Origin of the sequence: Salinisphaera orenii subsp. halophila YIM 95161 (assembly GCF_003732545.1) — a bacterium.
GTDB classification, from domain to species: Bacteria; Pseudomonadota; Gammaproteobacteria; order Nevskiales; family Salinisphaeraceae; genus Salinisphaera; species Salinisphaera orenii_A.
Genome location: NZ_AYKF01000001.1, coordinates 29,860 through 52,033, shown reverse-complemented (window position 1 = coordinate 52,033; position 22,174 = coordinate 29,860). Strand labels below are relative to the sequence as shown.

Genomic DNA, 22,174 nt, shown 5'->3' with positions numbered 1-22,174 from the left:
CGGGGGTTCTCGGGTGACGTGCGGGCGTCGCCTCGCGGCCGCACCTCGCTGCCGACAGGCGTGGTGCGCCGGCCGTGGCGGGGCCTGATCGAGGCGCGCGCCGACCCACGGCGTGATTCGCGGCCCGAGGCTTGCCCACAGGCGCCGTTCCCGGCGATCCAACGTTGCGGCGCGCTGGCGCGCAATTGCTGCGCGCCTCGTGTCGTCGCCGGGCAGCGCCTGTCGCGGGCTCGCACGAAAACGCCACACCGCCTAGACTAGCGGGCTGTTTCGACCCGATGTCGCTGCGCCCGCGAGCGACGAGACGATAATACCGCCCATGGATGCCACCTACCGTTTCGAGGCGATCGAGGCCGACGTGCAGTCGCGCTGGACCGCGGCGCGCGCCTTCGAGGTCGTCCGCGACGATCGCGACAAGTTCTACTGTCTGTCGATGTTCCCCTATCCCAGCGGCAAGCTGCACATGGGGCACGTGCGCAACTACACCATCGGCGACGTCATCTCGCGCTACCAGCGCATGTGCGGCAAGAACGTACTCCAGCCGATGGGCTGGGACGCCTTCGGCCTGCCGGCCGAAAACGCGGCGATCAAGAACGGCGTGCCGCCGGCGAAATGGACGCGCGAGAACATCGCCGCCATGCGCGAGCAGCTTGCCCAGCTCGGCTTCGCCTACGACTGGTCGCGCGAGTTCGCGACCTGCGACCCGTCCTACTATCGCTGGGAGCAGTGGCTGTTCACGCGGCTGTTCGAGAAGGGGCTGGTCTACCGCCGCGAATCGGTGGTCAACTGGGATCCGGTCGACCAGACCGTGCTCGCCAACGAACAGGTGGTCGACGGTCGCGGCTGGCGCTCGGGGGCGATCGTCGAACAGCGTGCGATTCCGCAGTGGTTCGCGCGCATCACCGACTATGCCGACGAACTGCTGGACGATCTCGACAAGCTCGACGGCTGGCCGGAGGCGGTCAAGACCATGCAGGCCAACTGGATCGGCCGTTCGACCGGTCTGGAGATCGATTTCGAGGTGGCCGGCCAGGACGAGCCGCTGACGGTCTACACCACGCGCCCCGACACGCTGCACGGCGCGACCTACATGGCGCTGGCGGCCGATCATCCGCTGGTCGCGGCCGCCGCCGATACCGACGCCGAACTGGCGGCGTTTGTCGAGGAATGCCGCGCCGGCGGCACCGCCGAGGCCGGGCTGGAAACGCGCGACAAGAAAGGCTATCGCCTGCCGGTCGAGGCGATTCACCCGCTATCGGGAGAGAAGCTGCCGATCTTCGCGGCCAATTTCGTGCTGATGGGTTACGGCACGGGCGCGGTGATGAGCGTGCCCGCGCACGATCAGCGCGACTGGGAGTTCGCCACCGCCTACGGCCTGCCGATCGTGCCGGTGGTCGCCGATGCCGAGGGCAACGCGCCGGATATCGGTCGCGGCGCGAGTGCCGACAAGGGCGTGCTGATCAACTCGGGCGAGGACGACGGCAAGGACTTCGACGCCGCCTTCAACGCCATCGCCGACCGGCTGGAGGCGCGCGGCGTGGCCCGCCGCAAGACCCAGTACCGCCTGCGCGACTGGGGCCTGTCGCGCCAGCGCTACTGGGGCGCGCCGATCCCGATCATCCACTGCGACGACTGCGGCGCGGTGCCGGTGCCGGAGGCCGATCTGCCGGTGGTGCTGCCGGAGGACGTCACGCCCGAGGGCGCGGGCTCGCCGCTGCCGGACATGCCCGAGTTCGTGAACTGCGACTGCCCGGCCTGCGGCAAGCCGGCCCGGCGCGAGACGGACACCTTCGACACCTTCATGGAGTCGTCCTGGTACTTCGCTCGTTTCGCCTGCCCGGACGCCGACGTCATGCTCGACGACCGGGCCGGCTACTGGCTGCCGGTGGATCAGTACATCGGCGGGGTGGAGCACGCCATTCTGCATCTGCTGTATGCGCGTTTCTTCCAGAAGGTCATGCGCGACGAGGGCCTGAGCCACGCCGACGAACCGTTCTCGCGCCTGCTGACCCAGGGGATGGTGCTGTCCGACGGCGCCAAGATGTCCAAGTCCAAGGGCAACACGGTCGATCCGCAGGCGCTGATCGAGACCTACGGCGCGGACACCGTGCGCCTGTTCACCATGTTCGCGGCGCCGCCGGATCAGTCGCTGGAATGGTCGGATGCCGGCGTCGAGGGCGCGCATCGCTTTCTCAAGCGGCTCTGGCGTCTGGTCGCCGACCACGTCGACCGCGGCGTGGTGGCACCGGCGGGCACCGCCGAAGGCGAGGCCGGGGCGCTGCGTCGCAAGCTGCACGAGACCATCGCCAAGGTCGGCGACGACGTCGGCCGGCGCTACACGTTCAACACGGCCATCGCCGCGATCATGGAACTGTGCAATGCGCTGGGCCGCGTCGACGACGCCGATCCGGCGCAGCATGCGGTGCGCCAGGAGGCGCTGGAGGCGATCGTGCGGATGCTGGCGCCGATCACCCCGCATGTCTGCGACGTGCTCTGGCGCGAGCTCGGCCACGACGATCTGTTGCTGGACGTGGCCTGGCCCGAGGCCGACGAAGGCGCGCTGACCCGAGACAGTCTCACCCTCGTGGTGCAGGTCAACGGCAAGGTGCGTGCCCGCATCGAGGTGCCGGCCGACGCCGATCGCGATACGGTGGCCGCGGCCGCGCGGGCGGACGACAACGTCGCCCGTTTCGTGGACGGCCAGCCGATCAAGAAGACCATCGTGGTGCCGGGCAAGCTCGTCAATCTCGTGGTATAGATCGCTCCGTAACGCCAAGGACGTGCCGCTATGAAACGCCCATCGCCGACCGCCATCAGCCCGCGCCGCCGGGCCTGGCCGCCCCTTCTGGCGGCGCTCGCCGTGCTGGTGTCGCTGGCCGGCTGCGGTTTTCATCTGCAGGGCGCCTCGCCGCTGCCGAGCGGCGTCGAGCGCATGCACGTCAGCTACAGCGACGATTACCGCGTGGGCGACCCGCCGTTGGTGCAGACGCTGGAGCAACGGCTGCGCGAGCGCGGCGTGCTGGGCGAGTCGGGTGCCGCCGCCCAGCTCGACATCGCCGAGATCGACAACAACCAGCGCATCGTGTCCGTGAGCCCGCGCGACGGCCGCGTCGCCGAGTACGAGCTGACCACCCGCGTGCGCTTCGACTACAGCGTCAACGGCGCCACCCAGCTGTCCGGCGAGACCCTGTCGGTCACCCGCAACTACAGTTTCGACGACACCGAGCGACTGGCCGCCGAAGCCGAACAGCGGGATCTGCTGACCAGCATGCACCGGGAGCTGGCGGACCTGATTCTGCTGCGCATCGCCGATGCCAACGATCGGCTCGGCGCGGCCGCCGGCGACAAGGGCGCCTGAGGCGATGGTCGACCGCGCCGCCCTCGAGGCCAGCCCGATAGAGCCGGCCGACGCCGCGCGCTTTTTGCGCGGGCGCCGCTCGGTGGATCAGTTCCGCGACACGGTGCCGGACCCCGCGCTCGTGCGCGAGGCGATCGAGATCGCGCGCTGGGCGCCCAACCATCACGAAACCCAGCCGTGGCGCTTCTATCTCATCGGCCCCCGCACCCAGGCCGACATCGTCGAACTCAACGCGGCGCTGGTGGCCGAGCGCAAGGGCGACGACGTGGCCGCCACCAAGCGCGAGCGCTGGCGCCGTGTCCCGGGCTGGCTGGCGGTGACCTGCGTGCGCGACGACGACCCGGTCACTGCGCAGGAGGACTACGGCGCCTGCGCCTGCGCGATCCACAACCTCTCACTGTATCTGCACAGCGCCGGCGTGGAGAGCAAGTGGACGAGCGGGACGGTCACCCGCGAGACGCGTTTCCTCGAGATGCTCGGCGCCGATCCGGCCCGCGAATACTGCGTGGGCCTGATCTGGTACGGTTACCCGAAACGGCGTCCACGCACCCAGCGCCGCGACCTCGGCGAGATCGTTTTCTCCTGCCCGTGAATCGGCCGCGCGGCGGCGTTGCAAATCCGGCGCGCGCGCATTAGAATTGCGCGCTTTCCGCAGCCACGGGTGGCTGCACGTTCGCGTTCGCTCCAGGATATGCAATGAAGACGTTTTCCGCGAAAAAGGACGAAGTGCCCGGCGACTGGTTCGTCGTGGACGCTGCCGACAAGACGCTCGGTCGGCTCGCCTCCGAGGTCGCCTTCCGTCTGCGCGGCAAGCACAAGCCGGAGTTCACCCCGCATATGGATGTCGGCGACCACATCGTGGTCATCAACGCCTCGCAGGTGAAGGTCACCGGCAAGAAGCCGCAGCAGAAGGTCTATCACCGTCACACCGGCTATGTGGGCAACCTGAAGTCGATCACGCTGGAAGACCAGCTGGCGACCCACCCGGAGCGCGTGATCGAGAGCGCGGTCAAGGGCATGCTGCCGAAAAACCCGCTCGGCCGGCAGATGGGCCGCAAGCTGCGCGTCTATCCGGGCGCCGAGCATCCGCACGCCGCACAGCAGCCGCAGACGCTGGAGATTTAAGCATATGGCAACCGAACAGTCGTACGGCACCGGCCGTCGCAAGACCGCCACCGCGCGCGTTTTCATCAAGCCGGGCAGTGGCCAGATCACGGTCAACAAGAAGACGCTGGACGAATACTTCGGTCGGCCGACGTCGCGCATGATCGTGCGTCAGGCGCTCGAGGTGACCGATTCCACCAATCGTTTCGACATCAACATCACGGTCAACGGTGGTGGTCCGAACGGTCAGGCCGGCGCCATCCGCCACGGCCTGTCGCGCGCCCTGGTGCAGTACGACGAAATGATGCGCGCCCCGCTGCGCGCTGCCGGGTACATGACCCGCGACGCGCGCAAGGTCGAGCGCAAGAAGATCGGCCTGCACAAGGCGCGCAAGTCGCCGCAGTACTCCAAGCGCTAGCGACGAGACACGGCCGGGCAGCCCCGCGTTGCCCGGCCGGCCCAGGTTACTGGGGGATCGTCTAATGGTAGGACTACGGACTCTGACTCCGTCAGTGGGGGTTCGAATCCCTCTCCCCCAGCCAGACCAGAAGCCCGCCTATCGGCGGGCTTTTTTTGTCTGGCCGGAAGAAAGCGCTTGTGGGAACCGCTCGATTCGATGGGCGAATCCGGGACTGGTGAGGACGGTCGGGCGGCGCGGCTGCGAGCCATCCGGCCCTCGAGCCCCCGGCCTGTCGTCAGCGTTACGTAGTTTGAGCCCGCCTATCGGTGGCTTTCTGTCTGCCGGCGAACAGGCGCTGATTGGCGACCCCTCGGTTCGATGGGCGTACGAAGGGCTCGATATAGGGTCGGGCGATGGTGCGTTCGCGCCGCCGGGCCGGGTGAGCGCAGTGCAGGCGCGACCGAATCTGTCTGCGAGCACGCTGGAGCGTCGCGACGGCGGCGCCGAACGGGCGCGCGGCGCCGGCCGGGGATGACTCCAATCGAATATTGCATCATCTCAGCGTGCCGCGATGTTGAATCCGCCTCGCCGCCGGCTCGCGCGGTGTGCGGGAGTCATCCTCGAGAGACGGCTTCGGCCTGGCGCGAAGCCCAAGATCGGCGCAGCGATGGGCAAGGTGTTTCGTGGGGCCCGGATATGCGGTTGGCAACGACGACGAGCCGCGCATCGGCCAGGCGCCCGTGCTGAGGCCGTTTTCGATCATCGAACGATCCCGCGCTCGGCGGCCCTGGGAGACGAACCGGCCCTGCCGGGCGTTGCCCGATCGTGTCGGCCCCGTTGGGCCGGCTTGCCGTGACGGTTAGACTATCGCCTCGACACACTGGGTTTTAACACTATGAAACGTAATCTGACGGACTGGGATACGCTCGAACGGGATGCGGACCGCGGCTTCGAGATTCTCGGGCGCGAAGTGGATGGCGGCTGGGAAGTCGAGGTGCGCTTCGACGACAACACCGAACCGCAGCGCTCCACCGGCTCGCGCACGCCCCAGACACGAGAGGAGGCCATCCAGATGGGTCGCGAGATGGCCACAATGACGGGGTGAAGCGCTATCCGTGAGGGGGACTTCGAGGCCCCTTCGCCTGGGAGCGGGGCCGGTTCGCACAGCCAGCCGCGACCGGCCCCAGTCATCGATGCCAGTCCCGGACGGCGCGGTACGAACCCGCGACGCGTGGCCCCAATGAGGCCGCGTTGCTCGAAACACCCGGTCGGCGGCCGCGTGTAGCCGCGCCGGTGTCTGTGGTGCGCGTGATTCCGAACGTGAACGCTGGGCGACGATCCGCTCGCATCGAGTCGAGCGTGACCCGACGTCAATCACATCGGTCGTAGCCCGCGTACGAGGCGACGCCGACGATCTCCGACGAGCGCCCCGTGAAGAGCGTACCGGCGCGCGCCATGCCATCACAGCGGCCGCGGGGCGATACGCCTGCAACCGCTCGCTTCCACGGCCCGTTGCGCGACCGTGGCCCGTTGCCGTGCGTTCTCCCGCCGGAAGGAAGCCTTCAAGGGTCTCCGCTGTTCCCAGCACGCCGTCGACCGACTCACGGGCTGTTGCCGGACGAGGCTGGTTCGGTCTCCCCGCGTGCTGAATCACGACAGGAACGGCAGACGGATCGCCGCGGCTGACCCGCAAGAGCCCGGCTTCCGCGGTGACGCGATCCGCACCGATACGCTTGCGGACCCGGCTGGTCGAGTGGTTCGCGTCTGCCCTCGTGGCTAATGCGCCTCGCGAATAGACGGGCTATCGCATCGACGTCGTCAGCAGGTGCCGATGACTCCATCTGGCATGCGGTCGGGGTTTGCTGGCATGCGTGGGGCGGTTGACCGGCTGACACCGTCTCTGTCGACGCCCGGATGATGTCGGTAGCGGGGTACGTGTCGATCAGCCGGTCTGGGCGGACGCCGTCCGTCGGCGTCGGTGCGGCCGAGCCGGCGGGCCGGCCTCAGTCGGTCGAACGCGGCGCGTCGGCGTGCGTAGGCTTCTTAATACGGTGGTAGGCCAGCTCCGCGTCGAGCCGCGTACGGCGGCGGGCGTGGCGTCGATAGGTCAGCGCCGCGCCGGCGGCAGTGGCCACGATGCAGGCGACGCTCAGACTGGCAATGAGCATAGGGCGGCAAATGTATTGTAGGCCACATTATTGTGTAGTCATTCGGGCGCTATTTCAACAGGCGATATTGTATTTTGCATTCGCTCGATAAGCGTCCTGCACATCGATTGCGTCATGCACGATGGAATGTCGGCTGCGGCACGAGCCATACGCAGCTCTGCATGGCAGGATCGACCGCTGGTGCCGGAGCGCGGGAGATGCGTGATGTCGAGAACGGAATACGGAAGGCCGGGGCGCCGGGTCCGGCGGGAGGCGCTGGCGGTTATCGGCGCCCTGTTGCTGTGCCTGGGCCCGGTATCGGCGGCGATCGCCGCATGTGATGTCGAGCGGCATGTGTTCAGCTGGTCGACGCTGGACGATTGCGCGCCCGCGGCGCGCGGCGGCACGTCCGCCGGCGCGCCGGTGGAACTGGCCGACACGCCGAGCGCCGCCTGGGCGCGGTTGCAGGCCCCGAACCTGAGTCGCTTCGAACGCGACCGGCGCGCGATCCTGGCGCTGGCCGGTGACTACCGGGTCGATTTCGAGTTTGTGGAAACGATCGGCTACGCGCCCGGCTACGAGCGCGCCGCGCCGTATCGATCCTGGGCGACCGAGCGCGTGCGGGTGATCGCCGACGACGGCGATTTCATCAGCCTGCAGCATCTCATGGTCATGTACTACGAAGCCCCGGACGAGGACACGGGCGAAACGCGTCTGCAGGGCCCCGTCGTGATGAAGCACTGGCGGCAGGACTGGCGCCACGAAGATCGCGACCTGTTCGTCTTCGCGGGCGAGCGCCGATGGGCGCCGCGTCGCGTGGCCGCCGATCGTGCCGCCGGACGCTGGACCCAGGCGGTCTACCAGGTCGACGATGCGCCGCGCTACGAAGCCGCCGGGCGCTGGCATCACGACGACAGTCGGTCCGTGTGGCAGAGCGATCGCACCTGGCGGCCGCTGCCGCGGCGCGAGTCCGGCGTGCGCGGCGACTACGACGTGCTCGTGGGCACGAACCGCATCACCGTGCTGCCCACCGGCTGGGTGCACGGCCAGGACAACGAGAAGGTCGTGCTCGACAAGGCGGGCGAGCCGGCCGATCGCCTGGCCCGCGAGCAGGGCGTGAACCGGTATCGACGCATCGTCGACTTCGACTTCTCGGCCGGCGCGCGGTACTGGCGGCGTACCGCGCCGTTCTGGGCCGAGGTGCGTGCCTACTGGCGCTGTCTGGAGACGGATGCCGACGCGGTCTCGATCCGTCGGCATCGCGACGGCACGCCCCGTTTCGCTCCGCTGTTCGACTACGCGCAGGCGCTCGCCGAGGGCCGGACCTACGACGCCGAGGCGGCGCGGCGCTTCATCGACCGTACGCTCGGGCGCTACGTGCAGAGCGATCCGAGCGGCTGAGACGGCCGATCATGCGCGCCCGCCGGACGGGCCGGCTCGGCGTGGCATGTTTGTTGCTCCAGCAGAACACGTCGGTTAATCGGACGATGGCCGTGGCCCTACGCGTACTGCTTGTGGATCGCCGGTCGGCGCGCCTGTCGACGCTGCGAGCCGTCATCGCGGATGCCGGCTATGACGTCGTGGATGTCGTCAGCGACGAGGCCGATCTCTACGATGCGATGGAGCGGCTGGCGCCCGATGCGGTGATTGTCGGCGCCGACTCGCCGTCGCGCGACGTGCTCGAGGACGTCGCCACGCTGGGCGAGCGTTATCCCAAACCGCTGCTCATGCTTTCCTCGCAGGACGATCGGCGGCTGATGGCCGAGGCCTCGGCCGCGGGCATCAGCGCCTATGTCATGGAAGGGCTCTCGCCGGCGCTGGTGAGATCGCTCGTGGACGTGGCCGTGCGCCAGTTCCAGCAGGTCGAGACGTTGCGACGCGAGCTGGCCGAAACCCGCGAAACGCTGGCCGACCGTCAGGTGATCAACCGCGCCAAGTGCCTGCTGATGGAGCGCGAGGCGATGAGCGAGCAGCAGGCCTATGCGCGCCTGCGCAAGACGGCCATGGACCACAGCCTGCCCCTGGCCGAGATCGCCCGCCGCGTGATGACGCGGGCGGCCGAGTAGGCGTCGCCGCTGCACGGCATCGGTGCAGGCTGCACGTCGACAGGGCAGCGTGATCGGGCGGAGGCGGGCTGTGACGCGGCGGCGATGCTGGCGCCCAAAGCTTTCTGAAACAGGGCTCTGAGGCATCTGAGGCGGTCTGGCACGGTTGCTGCATCAGTCCCACTAAGCCGCGCCGGCATGTCTCCGATCAATGGCGGTCGGGGCCGAAAGAGGCCCGCATCCGGCCCGGCGCGAAACAATCGGTTGGGGGGCAAGGGAGCCCGGTGACGCCGCATGGTGACTGCATGCAGCGAGCCGGGCTTTTTTGTGTCCGCGACCGGCGGACACGACACCCAGGCCCGGAACGCGATGAAGCCATCCCGATCACACCGCCCGCTCGAGCGCAGCGCCCTGACTCTGGGCTTCGTGCCGCTGACCGATTGCGCGCCCCTGATCGCCGCGCAGAGCGCGGGTTTCTTTGCCGAGGAGGGCCTGACGGTCACACTCTCGCGGGAGGCCTCGTGGGCGGCCATCCGCGACAAGGTGGCCTTCGGCCTGCTGGACGGCGCCCAGATGCTCGCGGGCATGCCGATCGCCGCGACCCTCGGTGTCGGCGCGCCGCCACAGGCGATGGTCACGGCGCTCTCGTTGGGCCTCAACGGCAACGCGATCACTGTCTCCGAGGCGCTGTATGGCCGCTTGGTGGCGGCCGACCCCGAGGCGATGAGCGAGCGTCCGTGTACGGCGCGGGCGCTCAAGCGGGTGATCGACGCCGATCGCGAAGCGGGGCTGGCGCCGATGACCTTCGCCATGGTGCATCCGGCCTCGGCCCACAACTATCAGCTGCGCTACTGGCTGGCCGCGGCCGGCATCGATCCGGATCGCGACGTGCGGCTGATCGTCGTGCCGCCGCCGCGCATGGTCGCGAATCTGGAGGCCGGACGCATCGCCGGCTACTGCGTGGGCGAACCCTGGAATCAGATGGCGGTGCGCGCCGGCCTCGGCCGCGTGCTGATCACCGGTTACGAGATCTGGCGCAACGCCCCGGAAAAGGTGCTCGGCGTGACCCGCGACTGGGCCGAACGCCATCCGAACACGCATCGTGCGCTGGTGCGGGCCCTGGTGCGGGCCGCGCGCTGGCTGGATGAGCCGGCCAACCGCCGCGGCATCGTGACGCGGCTGGCTGCGCCGGATCGCCTGGATGCGCCCGCCGAGGCCATCCGGGGACCGCTCGTCGGCGAATTTCGCCACGCGCGGGAGGCGACGAGCGTGTCGCTGCCCGATTTCAATGTCTTCCATCGCTACGCCGCCAACTTTCCCTGGTGCTCGCAGGCGATGTGGTTCATCACCCAGATGCTGCGCTGGGGCCAGATTGTCGGCGCGCTGGACATCGCGGCGACCGCCGCGGCCGTCTACCGACCCGGCATCTATCGCGAGGCGGTGGCCGACATCGGCGTGGCCTGTCCGGACACGGACACCAAGTCCGAAGGCCGGCATGCCGAGGGCTGGGCGCTGGCGACCAACGACGGCGCCATCGCCATGGGGCCTGATCGCTTCTTCGACGGGCGCGTCTTCGATCCCGCCGACTGTCTCGGCTATATCGCCGAGACCCAGCCGACCGCGCGCACGGCGCGGCTCGCCGAACTCGCACAGGTCAATCCCTCGAACCGTTCATCCGTCGCCGGCTAGGAGATCGTCATGGAACTCGCCAACAAGGCCACCCGCATCCGCCTGTTCGACTTCAAGTCGGTGCAGATGCGGGCCTTCCACATGAGCTGGCTGGCTTTTCACCTGTGCTTCTTCGGCTGGTTCGGCATCGCGCCGCTCATGGCCGTGGTGCGCGAGGATCTGAATCTGGATAAGTCGATGGTCGGCTCGACCATTATCGCCTCGGTGGCGATCACGGTGCTGGTGCGCCTGCTCATCGGCCCGCTGTGCGACAAGTTCGGACCTAGAAAGACTTATTCCACGCTGCTCATCCTTGGCTCGATCCCGGTGATGTGTATCGGCTTCGCCGACAGCTTCGAGACGTTTCTGTTCGCGCGCTTGTGCATCGGCGCGATCGGCGCGTCGTTCGTGATCACCCAGTACCACACCGCGGTCATGTTCGCGCCCAATATCGTGGGCACGGCGAATGCGACCACCGCGGGCTGGGGCAACCTCGGCGGCGGCACCACCCAGCTGATCATGCCGCTGATCTTCACCATGATCGTATCGCTGGGCGTGACCGAGGCCGTGGGCTGGCGGCTGGCGATGGTGGTGCCCGGCATCATGCTGTTCGTGCTGGGGCTGGCGTATCTCAAGTTCACGCAGGACGCGCCGGACGGCAATTATTCCGACCTGCGCGCCGCCGGCAAGATTCCGCCGGCCGACCGCGAAAACGGCGGCATGGCCAGCTTCAAGAAGGCCGCGGCCGACTATCGCGTCTGGGCGCTGTTCGTGGTCTATGCGGGCTGTTTCGGCGTCGAGCTGACCATCAACAACGTCGCCGCGATCTATTTCTTCGACAACTTCGATGTCGATCTCAAGACCGCCGGCCTGATCGCGGGCCTGTTCGGTCTGATGAACATCTTCGCGCGCACCCTCGGCGGCTTCTTCTCGGACCTGTCGGCGCGTTATATGGGCCTGACCGGACGCGTGCGTTTTCTGTTCGCGGCGATGCTGATCGAGGGCATCGCGCTGGTGGCCTTTTCTCAGATGGAGGTGCTGGCCACGGCCATCACCACCATGATCGTGTTCAGCCTGTTCGTGCAGATGTCGGAGGGCGCGACCTTCGGGCTGGTGCCGTTCATGAATAAAAAGGCGCTCGGCGGCGTGAACGGCATCGTGGGCGCGGGCGGCAACGCGGGCGCGGTGCTGGCGGGCTTTCTGTTCAAGGCGGAATCGTTGAGCTACGCCCAGGGGCTGATGTTTCTCGGCTTCGCGGTGATGGTGTGCTCGCTGTTCACCTTCTTCGTGCGCTTCTCGCCCGAGGTGCTGGCCGAGGAGAAGGCGGCCTTCGATACCGCCTCATCCGGCGACGACCCGATCAAGGCGCGTGGCGGCAAGCCGGAGCCGGCTTAGGCCGGGTTTCGCAATGCGTGAGACCGCCACCCAACCGAAGCTCGATCTGGTCGTGATCGGCAACGGCATGGCCGGCGTGCGTACGCTCGAGCATGTGCTCGAGGCCGAGCCCGAGCGCTACAACGTCACCGTGTTCGGCGCCGAGCCGCATGCCAGCTACAACCGCATCATGCTCTCGCCGGTGCTGGCGGGCGACAAGGCCTTCGAAGAGATCGAGACCCACGGCCGCGACTGGTACGACGACCACGGCATCGCCCTCTACACGGGCGAAGCCGTGGTCGCGATCGACCGGCGCCGGCGTATGGTCGTCTCCGACACCGGCCGCGAGATCGGCTACGACCGGCTGCTGCTGGCGACCGGTTCCACGCCGTTCATCCTGCCCGTGCCCGGCCATACGCTCGCAGGGGTGATCAGCTTTCGCGATATCGGCGATGTGCATCGCATGGTCGAGGCGAGCGAAAAGGGCGGCAAGGCGGTGGTCATCGGTGGCGGGCTGCTGGGCCTGGAAGCCGCCTACGGTCTGCATCGGCGCGGTATGGACGTGACCATCGTGCACCTGATGGAAACGCTCATGGAGCGCCAGCTCGACCCGATCGCGGCCGACCTGCTGCAGTATTCGCTGGCCCAGCGCGGACTGTCGTTTCGTATGGGCGCCAAGACCGCGGCCATTCTCGGCGACGAGGCCGGCCGCGTGATGGGCCTGAAGTTCGACGACGCCGACGGCTCCACTCTGGATGCCGATATCGTGGTGATGGCGGTCGGCATTCGCCCGAACGTCGAACTGGCGAAAACGGCCGGGCTGTACTGCGAAAAAGGCATCGTGGTCAACGACACCATGCAGACCTACGACCCGCGGATCTATGCGGTCGGCGAATGCGTGGAGCATCGCCATTCGGTCTATGGCCTGGTCGCGCCGCTTTGGGATCAGGCGAAGGTCTGTGCCAATCATCTGGCTCAACGCGGGCACAGCCACTACGGCGGCTCGACGACCGCCACCCAGCTCAAGGTCACCGGTATCGATGTCTATTCCGCGGGCGATTTCGCCGACGCCGAAAGTACCGAGGCGCTGACTTTTTCCGACGTCCGCCGCGGCGTCTACAAGCGCATCGTGCTGCGCGACGATCGTATCGTCGGCGTCGTGCTCTATGGCGATACCCGCGACGGCGGCTGGTATTTCAAGCTCATGCGCGAGGGCGTGGACGTCTCCGACTTTCGCGATCTGCTGCTGTTCGGCCCGGCCTATAGGCCGCAGAACGCGTGCGCCGACGCGGAGGCGGCCTGATGAATAGTGTGACCACGCGCACGACCTGTCCGTATTGCGGCGTGGGCTGTGGCGTGAACGCCGTGGTCGAGAACGGCGCCGTGAGCGTGGCCGGCGACGCGGCGCATCCGTCCAATCTCGGCAGCCTGTGTTCCAAGGGGACCGCCCTGGCCGACACGGTGGGCCTCGACGGGCGATTGCTGCACCCGATGGTAGACGGCCGGCGTGCGAGCTGGGACGACGCCCTCGACGAAGTCGCGGCCCGCTTTGGCGAGATCATCGCCGAACACGGTCGCGACGCGGTGGCGTTCTATGTCTCCGGCCAGCTGCTCACCGAGGACTACTACGTCGCCAACAAGCTGATGAAAGGCTATATCGGCTCGGCGAATATCGATACCAACTCGCGGCTGTGCATGTCCTCGGCCGTGGCCGGTCACAAGCGCGCCTTCGGCGAGGACGTGGTGCCGGGCTGCTACGAGGATCTGGAAATCGCCGATCTCGTGGTGCTCGTCGGCTCCAACACCGCCTGGTGCCATCCGGTGGTCCATCAGCGCATCGTCGCCGCACAAGAGCATGACCCGAACAAGAAACTCGTGGTCATCGATCCCCGCCGTACGGCCACGGCCGAAGGCGCCGATCTGCATCTGCCGCTCGCGCCCGGCACGGACGTGCACTTGTTCAACGGCCTGCTGGCCCATCTGGCCGAGCGCGGTTTTGCGAGCGATCTGCCCGGCGCAGAAGACGCGATCGACGAAGCGCGAAACCTGGGCGGTATCGATACGATCGCCGAAGCCTGCGGGATCGACGCCGACACCGTGTCGGCCTTCTTCGAGCTGTTCGCGGCGACCGAGCGCACGGTCACCGTGTTCTCTCAGGGCGTGAACCAGTCGTCCGCCGGCACGGATAAGGTCAACGCGATTATCAATTGCCACTTGCTGACCGATCGTATCGGCAAGCCCGGCGCCTGCCCGTTCTCGATCACCGGCCAGCCGAATGCCATGGGCGGGCGCGAGGTGGGCGGGCTGTCCAGCACGCTGGCCGCGCATATGGGCTTCGACGGCGCCGATCGTGTCCAGCGTTTCTGGGATTCGCCCACGATCGCGCGCGAGCCGGGCTTGAAGGCGGTCGAACTGTTCGAGGCGATCGAGCGCGGTGAGATCAAGGCGGTCTGGATCATGGCCACCAATCCGTTGGTGAGCCTGCCGCATGCCGATCGCGCCAAACGCGCGCTCGAGGCCTGCGAGTTCGTGGCCGTGTCGGACTGTATGCGCCATACCGATACGGTCGATCGCGCCCATGTGCTGCTGCCGGCCGCCGCCTGGGCCGAGAAGAGCGGCACGGTCACCAACTCCGAGCGCATCATCTCGCGCCAGCGCGCCTTCTTGCCGATGCCCGGCGCCGCACGGGCCGACTGGGACATCGTCTGCGACGTCGCGCGCCGGATGGGCTTCGACGGCTTCGATTTCGACAGCCCGGCGGCGATCTTTCGCGAGCATGCCGAACTCACCGCGTTCGAGAACGACGGCCAGCGCGTGCTCAATCTCGACGGGCTGGCCGATCTCGCCGACGACGATTACGACATGCTCGAGCCGCTGCGTTGGCCGGTGTTTAGCACGCAGGCCCTGCGCGCCGCCGGCGCGATGCCCGTTCAGCAAGACAGCCGGCGCCTATTCGCCGACGGCGTCTATCCGACGAGCGACGGCAAGGCCCATCTGGTCGCGGTCACGCCGCGAGGCCCGGCGAACGCCGTCAGCGATCAATGGCCGTTGGCGCTGAATACCGGCCGCGTGCGCGATCACTGGCACACGATGACGCGCACGGCCAAGTCCGCGCGGCTGGCCGCCCATATTCCCGAGCCGTTCGTGGAAGTACATCCGCGGGATGCCGAGCGGTATGGCGTGGCCGACGGTGCGCTGGCGGCGGTCTCGACCACGCTGGGCGAGGCGCATGTACGCGTGATCGTCACGGCCGGCCAGCGCGAGGGGTCGCTGTTCGTGCCCATGCACTGGAACGACCAGTTCGCGGCCCGCGCCCGGGTCGGCGCGCTCGCCAATCCGGCGGTCTGCCCGATCTCGGGCGAGCCGGAGTTCAAGCACACGCCCGCGGCCATCGCACCGTTCGAAGCCGCTTGGCACGGCTTCATTCTCGCCAGCCGCCCGCTGTTGCTGGCGGCCGAGGCGAGTATCGACTATTGGGTGAAAGTGCCGGGCGAGCGTTTCTATCGCTACGAAATCGCCGGCCTGCACACACCGGGCGACTGGGCCGCGACCGCACGCAGCTGGATCGGCGTGGGCGAACGCACGGCCGACTGGCTGGAAGCCGCGGATACGGCGGGCGGGCGCTATCGCGCCGCGCATATGGACGCCGGCCATATCGAGGCCTGCGTGTTCGTCGCCCCCGAGCCGGCCGCGCTGCCCGATCGCAGCTGGCTGGCCAGCCTGTTCACCGGCGAGCCGGTCGCCGAAGACGAACGCATGGGCCTGCTCGCCGGGCGCCCGGCCGACCCCGGCGCCGATCCCGGCCCGCAGGTGTGTTCCTGCTTCGGCGTGGGGCGCAACACGATCGTGCGCGCGATCAACGAACAGGGGCTGGACTCGGTAGCCGCCGTTGGCGAAGCACTCGAAGCCGGCACGAACTGCGGTTCCTGCAAGCCGGAGATCGCCGCGCTGATAGAAGCGCAGGCGGGCGAATGATTTATCCCGATTTCATCGACAACCGTTCGACCACACGGATCGACCCATCATGAGCACACAGGATTTCGACGAAGAACAGCAGCGCTATCTCAAGGGCGTGACCGCCGGGCTGCATATCGCCCGCGGCGTGCCCGGGATGACCGGCCTGACCACCGGCAAGCGCCTGCGCCCGGACGATTTTCATAGCCAGGCGCGCATTCGGGCCCAGGCCATGGGCGGCGAGCTGACGAGCCAGGAGACCGCCAAGGCCGATCTCAACCCCAACGACATGTGGAACGAGATGGTGGCGCTCGCCAATCTGGGCGAATACCCGAAAGGCGACGATGTGTTCCTGATGAAAGGCCGCGGCATGTTCTATGTCGCACCCAATCAGGACAGTTATATGTGCCGGCTGCGCATGCCGGGCGGCATCTTCTCGTCGCACCAGTTCCGCGCCGTGGCCGATCTGGCCGAGACCTACGGCGGCGGCTATACGCACGTGACCACGCGCGCCAATCTGCAGATTCGCGAGATCGGCCCGAAAGACCCGGTCAACGTACTGATGGGCCTGCAGGATGTCGGCATCCTCAACCAGGGCAGCGGCGGCGACAACGTGCGCAACATCACCGGCAGCCCACTGGCCGGCATCGATCCCGACGAGCTGATCGATGTCACGCCCTACTGCCGGGCCATGCATCACCACATCATCAATCACCGCGAACTCTACGGCCTGCCGCGCAAGTTCAATATTGCCTTCGACGGCGGCGGGCGCATCAGCGCGCTCGAAGGCACCAACGATATCGGCTTTTCGGCCGTGCTGCCGAAGGCCGACGGGCCCCTGCCGAGACGCCCGTATTTCCGCATGGGCCTGGGCGGTATCACCGGCCACCAGGATTTCGCCCGCGATACCGGCGTCATGCTCAAGCCCGAGGAATGTGTGGCCGTCGCCCACGCGGTGCTGCACGTGTTTCTGGCGAGCGGCGATCGCACCAGCCGCGACAAGGCCCGGCTGAAATACGTGCTCGATCGCTGGGGCTTCGACAAGTTCATGCGTCAGGTGCAGAAGCAGCTGCCGTTCACGCTGCGGCGTTATCCGCTGTCGCGCTGCGAGACACGCGCCCCGGTCGACAAGGCCGGGCATGTGGGTATCCACGATCAGGGCGACGATAAACAGTATGTCGGCGTCGTGCTGCCGGTCGGCAGACTGACGATTCCGCAGATGCACGGCCTGGCCGATCTCGCCGATCGCCATGCGGATTCCAAGATGCGCACCACGGTCTGGCAGAACCTCGTGCTCGGCAATGTGAAGAAGTCGGACATGAAGGCGCTGGTCGCCGGCATCGAAAAACTTGGTCTGCATGTGAATGCCAGCCCTGCGCGGACAGGCATGGTCGCCTGTACCGGCAGCTTCGGCTGCAAGTTCGCCAATGCCAAGACGAAAGCCAACGCCCTCAAGCTGGTCGATCATCTCGAGGACACACTCGAGCTGGACGAACCGCTCAATATCCATATGACCGGCTGCCCGAATTCCTGTGCCCAGCACTATGTCGGCGATATCGGCCTGCTCGGCGCGCGCGTGGCCGACCCGGACGCCGACGACCCGGAAGAGGCCGATCAGGTCGACGGGTTTCATGTCTATATCGGCGGCGGCTACGAAGACGAGCAGGGCATCGCCCGCGAGCTGGCGACGGCTATTCCGGTCGTGCACCTGAACGCCTATCTGGAAAACCTGCTCGGGCTTTATCTCGACGAGCGCCGCGCCGGCGAGCGCTTCGTGGCCTACGCGCGCCGGCAGGATATCGACGAACTCAAGGCCCGGCTCGCCGAACGCTCGGAGAAAGCGGGCAAGGCACAGCGCGAATCCGAAGAGAAAGCCTATTCCGAAGCCGAAGCCCGGGCCGACACGCCCGAAGCGGTCAAGAGCGAACGCGACGACGCGGCCACGGATGATTACGACCGTACGCCGGACGACGCCAGCGAAGATACGCAACGCACGGCCTGACTTTGAAAATCGATCAATCGTTCTTGGATGAACGCAGACGAAGACGACAAATGGTCGCGAGAAGCGCTTTTGCCGGCTGTATGCGTAGGTCGGATTAGCCGAAGGCGTAATCCGACAACAGCCTGTTAGCGAGCCGCTGTCGAGATGAATATCACCGCTTTCAACTCTGTGTCCATCTACGAAAATGTTTGAAGCGGGCACGAGACAAGGCCCCAGCACGAGGTAGAACATGCCCACACAAGTCGATCTGATTCCCGAGGACGCGCCGTTCGAAGCCGAGCAGCGCGAATGGCTCAACGGCCTGATCGCCGCGCTCGCCGGTTGGGAAGGTTCGCTCGGCGGCGCCGAGCAGGGCGGCGGCGAGGCCAAGGAATCCTTTCCCTGGCACGACCCGGCCATGGAAATGGACGAACGTATGGAACTGGCCGAGGGCAAGCCCCACGAGCGCCAGCTCATGGCCGCGATGGCCCAGCTCGACTGTGGCCAGTGCGGCTATCTGTGCAAGACCTACGCCGAGGCCATCGCCTTCGAGGGCGAGGATCTCAATCGCTGTGTACCCGGCGCCAAGGAGACCGAGCGCAAGCTCAAGGAACTCGTCGCCGAACGCGAGGCGAACGCGAGCAAGGCCGATGCGCCGGCGGAAGAGGCCAAACCCGCGCCCAAGCCGAAGAAGAAAGGCCCCCTCGGCACGCGCGACAACCCGTACATGGCCAAGCTCAAGGCGAGTACGCCGCTCAACGCCGAAGGCTCGAGCAAGGACACCCGCCACGTGGTCATCGATCTGGGAGATTCCGGCATCAAATACGAAGCCGGCGACTCGATGGGCATCTATCCCGAGAACGACCCGCGCACCGTGGATGCGATCCTCGCCGATATCGAGGCCTCCGGCGGCGAGAAGGTCAAAGCCCCTGACGGCGACAACAAGCTGCTGCGCCAGGTGCTGCTCAAGGAAGTCGATATCACCAAGCCGAGCGACGAAGTGATCGCGTTGCTGGCTGCCTCCGCCAGCGACGCGGAAGAAGCGGACGACCTGCGCATGCTCTCCGAGCGAGGCGCGGAGGAAGGCCAGAGCCTGCTCGAACTGCTGCGCGTGTACCCGAGCGCACGCCCCGACGTGCAGAAACTGGTCGACGAACTCGGCCCGCTACAGCCGCGGCTGTATTCGATCGCCTCCTCGGCGCGTAAATACCCCAACGAGATCCATACCACCGTCGCGGTGGTCAAGACCGCGGTCTACGGGCGTGGCTACAAGGGCGTGGCCTCGACGTTCCTGGCCAAGCGCCTGTCGCGCAACGGCGAAGTGCCGGTCTATATCCAGCGCTCCGACGAATTCCGCGTCAACGCCGACCCCGATCACCCCGCGATCATGATCGGCCCGGGCACCGGCATCGCGCCGTTCATTGCCTTTCTGCAGGAGCGCGAGGCGCGCGGTGACGCCGGGCGCAACTGGCTGTTCTTCGGCAACCCGGAAAGCGCGAAGGACCACATCTATCGCGACCAGCTCGAAGCCTGGCGCCACGACGGCTTGATCAGCCGCCTGACGCTGGCCTTCTCCCGCGACCAGGAAGACAAGGTCTATGTGCAGAACCGCATGCGCGAACAGGCGCGCGAGTTCTGGGCCTGGCTGGAAGCCGGTGCCGTGATCTATATCTGCGGCGACGCCGAGCGCATGGCCAAGGACGTTGATGCGGCCCTGCACGACATCGTGGCCGAACAGGGCGGCATGAGCGAGGCCGACGCGAAGCGCTATGTCGCAACGCTGTCATCGGAGCATCGTTATCTGCGCGACGTTTACTAGGACTGCTGTTCACCTGAGGGGAATCGAACACGCGTAGCACCGCACCCGCTATCGGCCGAGCAATATCGCGGAGGCAGGCGCAGCTCGGGCCGGCAACGGCCGACGCCCGCCTCACGGGCCGTGACGACGAGGCCCGTGACGCCGGTTCGACCGCGTGGCGAGTCGATACCGCCGGTGGCGATTGGAGGTTGCCGGGCGGCCGAACACACGATCCAACCGGCAGACGCTGGCGTCGGGTTGGGGTACGAAAGCGATGCGCGTATTCGTCAGGCGAAGGCCCGCGACGGCGTCCGAACCAGTCCGACCAAGTGCCGGGTCGTCGGGCCAGATGTAAAAACAAGGCGCGCGGCGGTTGTTTGGATCTCGGGGGGCCATAACCGGCCGATACCAAGCGCAGCCGTATGTACCCGCGCCGCCGCTTCTGCGCCTGCACGGTGGGTATAGCACGCCCCGGATCGAGGAGCCGCAAAGCGCCGGGTGGCGCCGCGCGGCGTGACGACCCGGCGCTAGCGCGCGAACGCGTACTCCACCGCCAGCCGCAGGGTACGGTCAGCGGCGTCGTCGTCTAGGCCGAACAGCAGGCCGAGCTGGTAGTCCAGCTGTGCGTCGCCGCCCATCGCCAGCTCGCCGAACAGCGCCGGGCCGGCACGATGGCCCGGCGCGTAACGCGGCGCATGTGGGTTCTCGTCCTCGTCGTCCTCGGCCAGGAACTCGTGTTCGCCGAAGCCCTGCACGCCGAGATCGAGCGGCCCGGCGGGCGGGTGCCAGCGGGCCTGCCAGCCATAGCTCAGACCCACGTCGGGTGCGCTCACCATGGCCCGGTCGAGAAATATGTTGGCGCTCAGCAGCCAGTGAGCGAGCCGTTTCTCGAACACCGGGCCGAGCACGAGTTCATCCTCGGAATCGTCGATGGTGCCGATCTCATAGGACAGGAACAGTCCCGTGTTCGGCCAGAGGCCGTCGCCGTTGCCGGGCAGGGCGAACACGTTTTCGATCTGGATCTGGTGCAGGTGAGTCGCCGAGCGCGGGCCGTTGACGAGGACCGGCGATACGCTCGCACGCCAGAAACCGGTCGGACTATAGCCGATCTCGGGGCGGGTTTCGTGGGTTTCGTGGATTGCGTTCGCACCGTCGCCCGCGCCCTGGCCGTTGCCACTGAGGTCGTAATAACGCACGCCCACCTCGAACTCGCCGGCCTCGACCCGCGGCGAATAGATTTCGTCGTCCGGGCCGACGTCCGCGCTGGCCGGGCTGACCAGGTCGGCCACGGCCAGGCATACGGCCGCGCCGGCCAGACACGCGCGCAGGCGTGAGCGGCGAATGTGGAAGTGGTTCACAGTAATTCGTTGTTGTTCTCCCCGCTGGCATAGTGCGCGCGGGGCGCGGCCGTCGCAACGCGGGCGCGTAGGGTTCGCGCCTTCGCTCAGTTCGCGGCGTCGGCTCCTGGAAAGCGGGGGTCATGCCAGACCGCGGGCAGGCCACCCGGCAGTGCGCGCAGCCGGCCGAGGCCGAGCCAGAACTGCTCGGGCGCATGGAAGTCGGAGCCCGCCGAGCCCGCGAGGCCATGCTGCGCGGCGTCGCGGGCGGCGGTGATTTCCTGCTGGCGGTCGGTGGTGCCGGTACAGATCTCGAGCGCGTCGCCGCCGGCCTGTGCGAAGGCCGCGAGAGCGCGCCGGCGCCAGGCCGCGGAAAAGCCGTAGCCGAAAGGGTGGGCCAGCACCGCGATGCCGCCCGCGCCCTGAATCCAGGCCACCGCGTCGTCCAGCGATGCCCACTCGACCGTGACGTGGGCGTCGCGCCCCGGACGCAGATGTTTCTTGAACGCCTGGTTGTTATTGCGACAGACGCCGTCCTCGATCAGCAGACGGGCGAAATGCGGGCGCGTGATCTGGCCGGCCGCGGCCAGCGCCTGCGCGCGGCTCCATGCATCGGCGACGCCGAGTTTCTCGATCTTGGCCGCGATACGTTTGGCGCGATCGCGCCGCACTTGTTGCAGCGTCGCCAGGCCCTCGGTAAGGGCGGCGTTGCCGCGGTCGAACGCCAAGCCGACCACGTGCAGGGTCCGACGCTGCCAGGTCACCGAAACCTCGACGCCATCGATGAACGTGATGTCGTGCGTATTGGCGGCTGTTCGGGCCTCGTCCAGGCCGTCGATCGTGTCGTGATCGGTCAGCGCGAAAGTCGTCACGCCGGCCTCGGCCGCACGGGCGACGAGCGCGCCCGGCGTCAGGCGGCCGTCGGAACGGGTGGAATGGGCGTGCAGGTCGATCACCGGCGCATGGTCGCATGCGGATGGCCCGCGCCCACAAAAAAGGCGCCGCGTG

At 67.4% G+C, this 22,174-nt stretch carries 16 protein-coding genes, 1 tRNA gene and 1 pseudogene; 15 read left to right on the top strand and 3 right to left on the bottom strand.

Annotated elements, in window-relative coordinates; translation table 11 throughout:
* Nucleotides 1–319: 319 nt before the first annotated feature.
* The 7 genes from leuS to SAHL_RS00175 all read left to right on the top strand — a co-directional run bounded on the left by leuS (nucleotide 320) and on the right by SAHL_RS00175 (nucleotide 5,967).
* Nucleotides 320–2,758, top strand: a complete 2,439-nt coding sequence (gene leuS / locus SAHL_RS00205; RefSeq protein WP_123589397.1) for a leucine--tRNA ligase — start codon at nucleotides 320–322, stop codon at nucleotides 2,756–2,758.
* Between the two features lie 30 nt (nucleotides 2,759–2,788).
* A complete protein-coding gene (locus SAHL_RS00200) occupies nucleotides 2,789–3,358 on the top strand; it encodes an LPS-assembly lipoprotein LptE (RefSeq protein WP_123589396.1) in 570 nt (189 codons plus the stop codon).
* A gap of 4 nt (nucleotides 3,359–3,362) precedes the next feature.
* Nucleotides 3,363–3,950 (top strand): nitroreductase family protein, encoded by a 588-nt coding sequence (locus tag SAHL_RS00195; RefSeq protein ID WP_123589395.1) that lies wholly within the window; start codon nucleotides 3,363–3,365, stop codon nucleotides 3,948–3,950.
* A 104-nt stretch (nucleotides 3,951–4,054) separates the two neighbouring features.
* Nucleotides 4,055–4,483: a 50S ribosomal protein L13 gene (rplM, locus tag SAHL_RS00190; protein ID WP_123589394.1), complete on the top strand. Its 429-nt coding sequence runs from the start codon at nucleotides 4,055–4,057 to the stop codon at nucleotides 4,481–4,483.
* Between the two features lie 4 nt (nucleotides 4,484–4,487).
* Entirely contained in the window at nucleotides 4,488–4,880 is a 393-nt protein-coding gene (gene rpsI / locus SAHL_RS00185) for a 30S ribosomal protein S9 (RefSeq protein ID WP_123589393.1), read from the top strand.
* Between the two features lie 50 nt (nucleotides 4,881–4,930).
* A tRNA-Gln gene (locus tag SAHL_RS00180) sits at nucleotides 4,931–5,004 on the top strand.
* A 753-nt stretch (nucleotides 5,005–5,757) separates the two neighbouring features.
* On the top strand, nucleotides 5,758–5,967 hold the full coding sequence (locus SAHL_RS00175) for a hypothetical protein (protein ID WP_123589392.1): 210 nt from the start codon (nucleotides 5,758–5,760) through the stop codon (nucleotides 5,965–5,967).
* A gap of 898 nt (nucleotides 5,968–6,865) precedes the next feature.
* On the opposite strand, the gene SAHL_RS17665 is transcribed toward SAHL_RS00175, so the two are convergent.
* A complete protein-coding gene (locus SAHL_RS17665; RefSeq protein ID WP_184947066.1) occupies nucleotides 6,866–7,030 on the bottom strand; it encodes a hypothetical protein in 165 nt (54 codons plus the stop codon).
* Between the two features lie 204 nt (nucleotides 7,031–7,234).
* On the opposite strand from SAHL_RS17665, the gene SAHL_RS00170 reads away from it, so the two are divergent.
* The 8 genes and pseudogenes from SAHL_RS00170 (at nucleotide 7,235) to SAHL_RS00135 (ending at nucleotide 19,850) form a co-directional block, all read left to right on the top strand.
* Nucleotides 7,235–8,410: a DUF6607 family protein gene (locus SAHL_RS00170; RefSeq protein WP_221177763.1), complete on the top strand. Its 1,176-nt coding sequence runs from the start codon at nucleotides 7,235–7,237 to the stop codon at nucleotides 8,408–8,410.
* Between the two features lie 92 nt (nucleotides 8,411–8,502).
* Nucleotides 8,503–9,075, top strand: a complete 573-nt coding sequence (locus tag SAHL_RS00165) for an ANTAR domain-containing response regulator (RefSeq protein WP_245965432.1) — start codon at nucleotides 8,503–8,505, stop codon at nucleotides 9,073–9,075.
* Nucleotides 9,076–9,423: 348 nt separating this feature from the next.
* Nucleotides 9,424–10,743, top strand: a complete 1,320-nt coding sequence (locus SAHL_RS00160) for a CmpA/NrtA family ABC transporter substrate-binding protein (RefSeq protein ID WP_123589578.1) — start codon at nucleotides 9,424–9,426, stop codon at nucleotides 10,741–10,743.
* A gap of 9 nt (nucleotides 10,744–10,752) precedes the next feature.
* Nucleotides 10,753–12,117: an MFS transporter gene (locus SAHL_RS00155; RefSeq protein WP_123589390.1), complete on the top strand. Its 1,365-nt coding sequence runs from the start codon at nucleotides 10,753–10,755 to the stop codon at nucleotides 12,115–12,117.
* 13 nt (nucleotides 12,118–12,130) lie between these two features.
* Nucleotides 12,131–13,360, top strand: a pseudogene (locus SAHL_RS00150) (NAD(P)/FAD-dependent oxidoreductase); the annotation flags it as partial.
* Nucleotides 13,361–13,398: 38 nt separating this feature from the next.
* Nucleotides 13,399–16,071, top strand: a complete 2,673-nt coding sequence (locus SAHL_RS00145; protein ID WP_123589577.1) for a nitrate reductase — start codon at nucleotides 13,399–13,401, stop codon at nucleotides 16,069–16,071.
* Between the two features lie 49 nt (nucleotides 16,072–16,120).
* Nucleotides 16,121–18,052, top strand: coding sequence for a NirA family protein (locus tag SAHL_RS00140; RefSeq protein ID WP_123589388.1), 1,932 nt, complete (start codon nucleotides 16,121–16,123; stop codon nucleotides 18,050–18,052).
* A gap of 229 nt (nucleotides 18,053–18,281) precedes the next feature.
* Nucleotides 18,282–19,850: a sulfite reductase subunit alpha gene (locus SAHL_RS00135; protein WP_221177762.1), complete on the top strand. Its 1,569-nt coding sequence runs from the start codon at nucleotides 18,282–18,284 to the stop codon at nucleotides 19,848–19,850.
* Nucleotides 19,851–20,356: 506 nt separating this feature from the next.
* Here the strand turns inward: SAHL_RS00135 and SAHL_RS00130 are convergent.
* Both SAHL_RS00130 and SAHL_RS00125 read right to left on the bottom strand, forming a co-directional pair.
* A complete protein-coding gene (locus tag SAHL_RS00130) occupies nucleotides 20,357–21,187 on the bottom strand; it encodes a hypothetical protein (RefSeq protein WP_123589387.1) in 831 nt (276 codons plus the stop codon).
* Nucleotides 21,188–21,273: 86 nt separating this feature from the next.
* A complete protein-coding gene (locus tag SAHL_RS00125) occupies nucleotides 21,274–22,122 on the bottom strand; it encodes a PHP domain-containing protein (RefSeq protein WP_123589386.1) in 849 nt (282 codons plus the stop codon).
* Between the last annotated feature and the right edge of the window lie 52 nt (nucleotides 22,123–22,174).

What these genes read in the sequence shown, in the direction of transcription:
- SAHL_RS00175 (WP_123589392.1), top strand. Translation starts at nt 5,758, where the DNA reads ATGAAACGTAATCTGACGGACTGGGATACGCTCGAACGGGATGCGGAC.
- SAHL_RS00160 (WP_123589578.1), top strand. Translation starts at nt 9,424, where the DNA reads ATGAAGCCATCCCGATCACACCGCCCGCTCGAGCGCAGCGCCCTGACT.
- leuS (WP_123589397.1), top strand. Translation starts at nt 320, where the DNA reads ATGGATGCCACCTACCGTTTCGAGGCGATCGAGGCCGACGTGCAGTCG.
- rplM (WP_123589394.1), top strand. Translation starts at nt 4,055, where the DNA reads ATGAAGACGTTTTCCGCGAAAAAGGACGAAGTGCCCGGCGACTGGTTC.
- SAHL_RS00155 (WP_123589390.1), top strand. Translation starts at nt 10,753, where the DNA reads ATGGAACTCGCCAACAAGGCCACCCGCATCCGCCTGTTCGACTTCAAG.
- SAHL_RS00170 (WP_221177763.1), top strand. Translation starts at nt 7,235, where the DNA reads ATGTCGAGAACGGAATACGGAAGGCCGGGGCGCCGGGTCCGGCGGGAG.
- SAHL_RS00145 (WP_123589577.1), top strand. Translation starts at nt 13,399, where the DNA reads ATGAATAGTGTGACCACGCGCACGACCTGTCCGTATTGCGGCGTGGGC.
- SAHL_RS00135 (WP_221177762.1), top strand. Translation starts at nt 18,282, where the DNA reads ATGCCCACACAAGTCGATCTGATTCCCGAGGACGCGCCGTTCGAAGCC.
- SAHL_RS00195 (WP_123589395.1), top strand. Translation starts at nt 3,363, where the DNA reads ATGGTCGACCGCGCCGCCCTCGAGGCCAGCCCGATAGAGCCGGCCGAC.
- SAHL_RS00140 (WP_123589388.1), top strand. Translation starts at nt 16,121, where the DNA reads ATGAGCACACAGGATTTCGACGAAGAACAGCAGCGCTATCTCAAGGGC.
- SAHL_RS17665 (WP_184947066.1), bottom strand. Translation starts at nt 7,030, where the DNA reads ATGCTCATTGCCAGTCTGAGCGTCGCCTGCATCGTGGCCACTGCCGCC.
- rpsI (WP_123589393.1), top strand. Translation starts at nt 4,488, where the DNA reads ATGGCAACCGAACAGTCGTACGGCACCGGCCGTCGCAAGACCGCCACC.
- SAHL_RS00200 (WP_123589396.1), top strand. Translation starts at nt 2,789, where the DNA reads ATGAAACGCCCATCGCCGACCGCCATCAGCCCGCGCCGCCGGGCCTGG.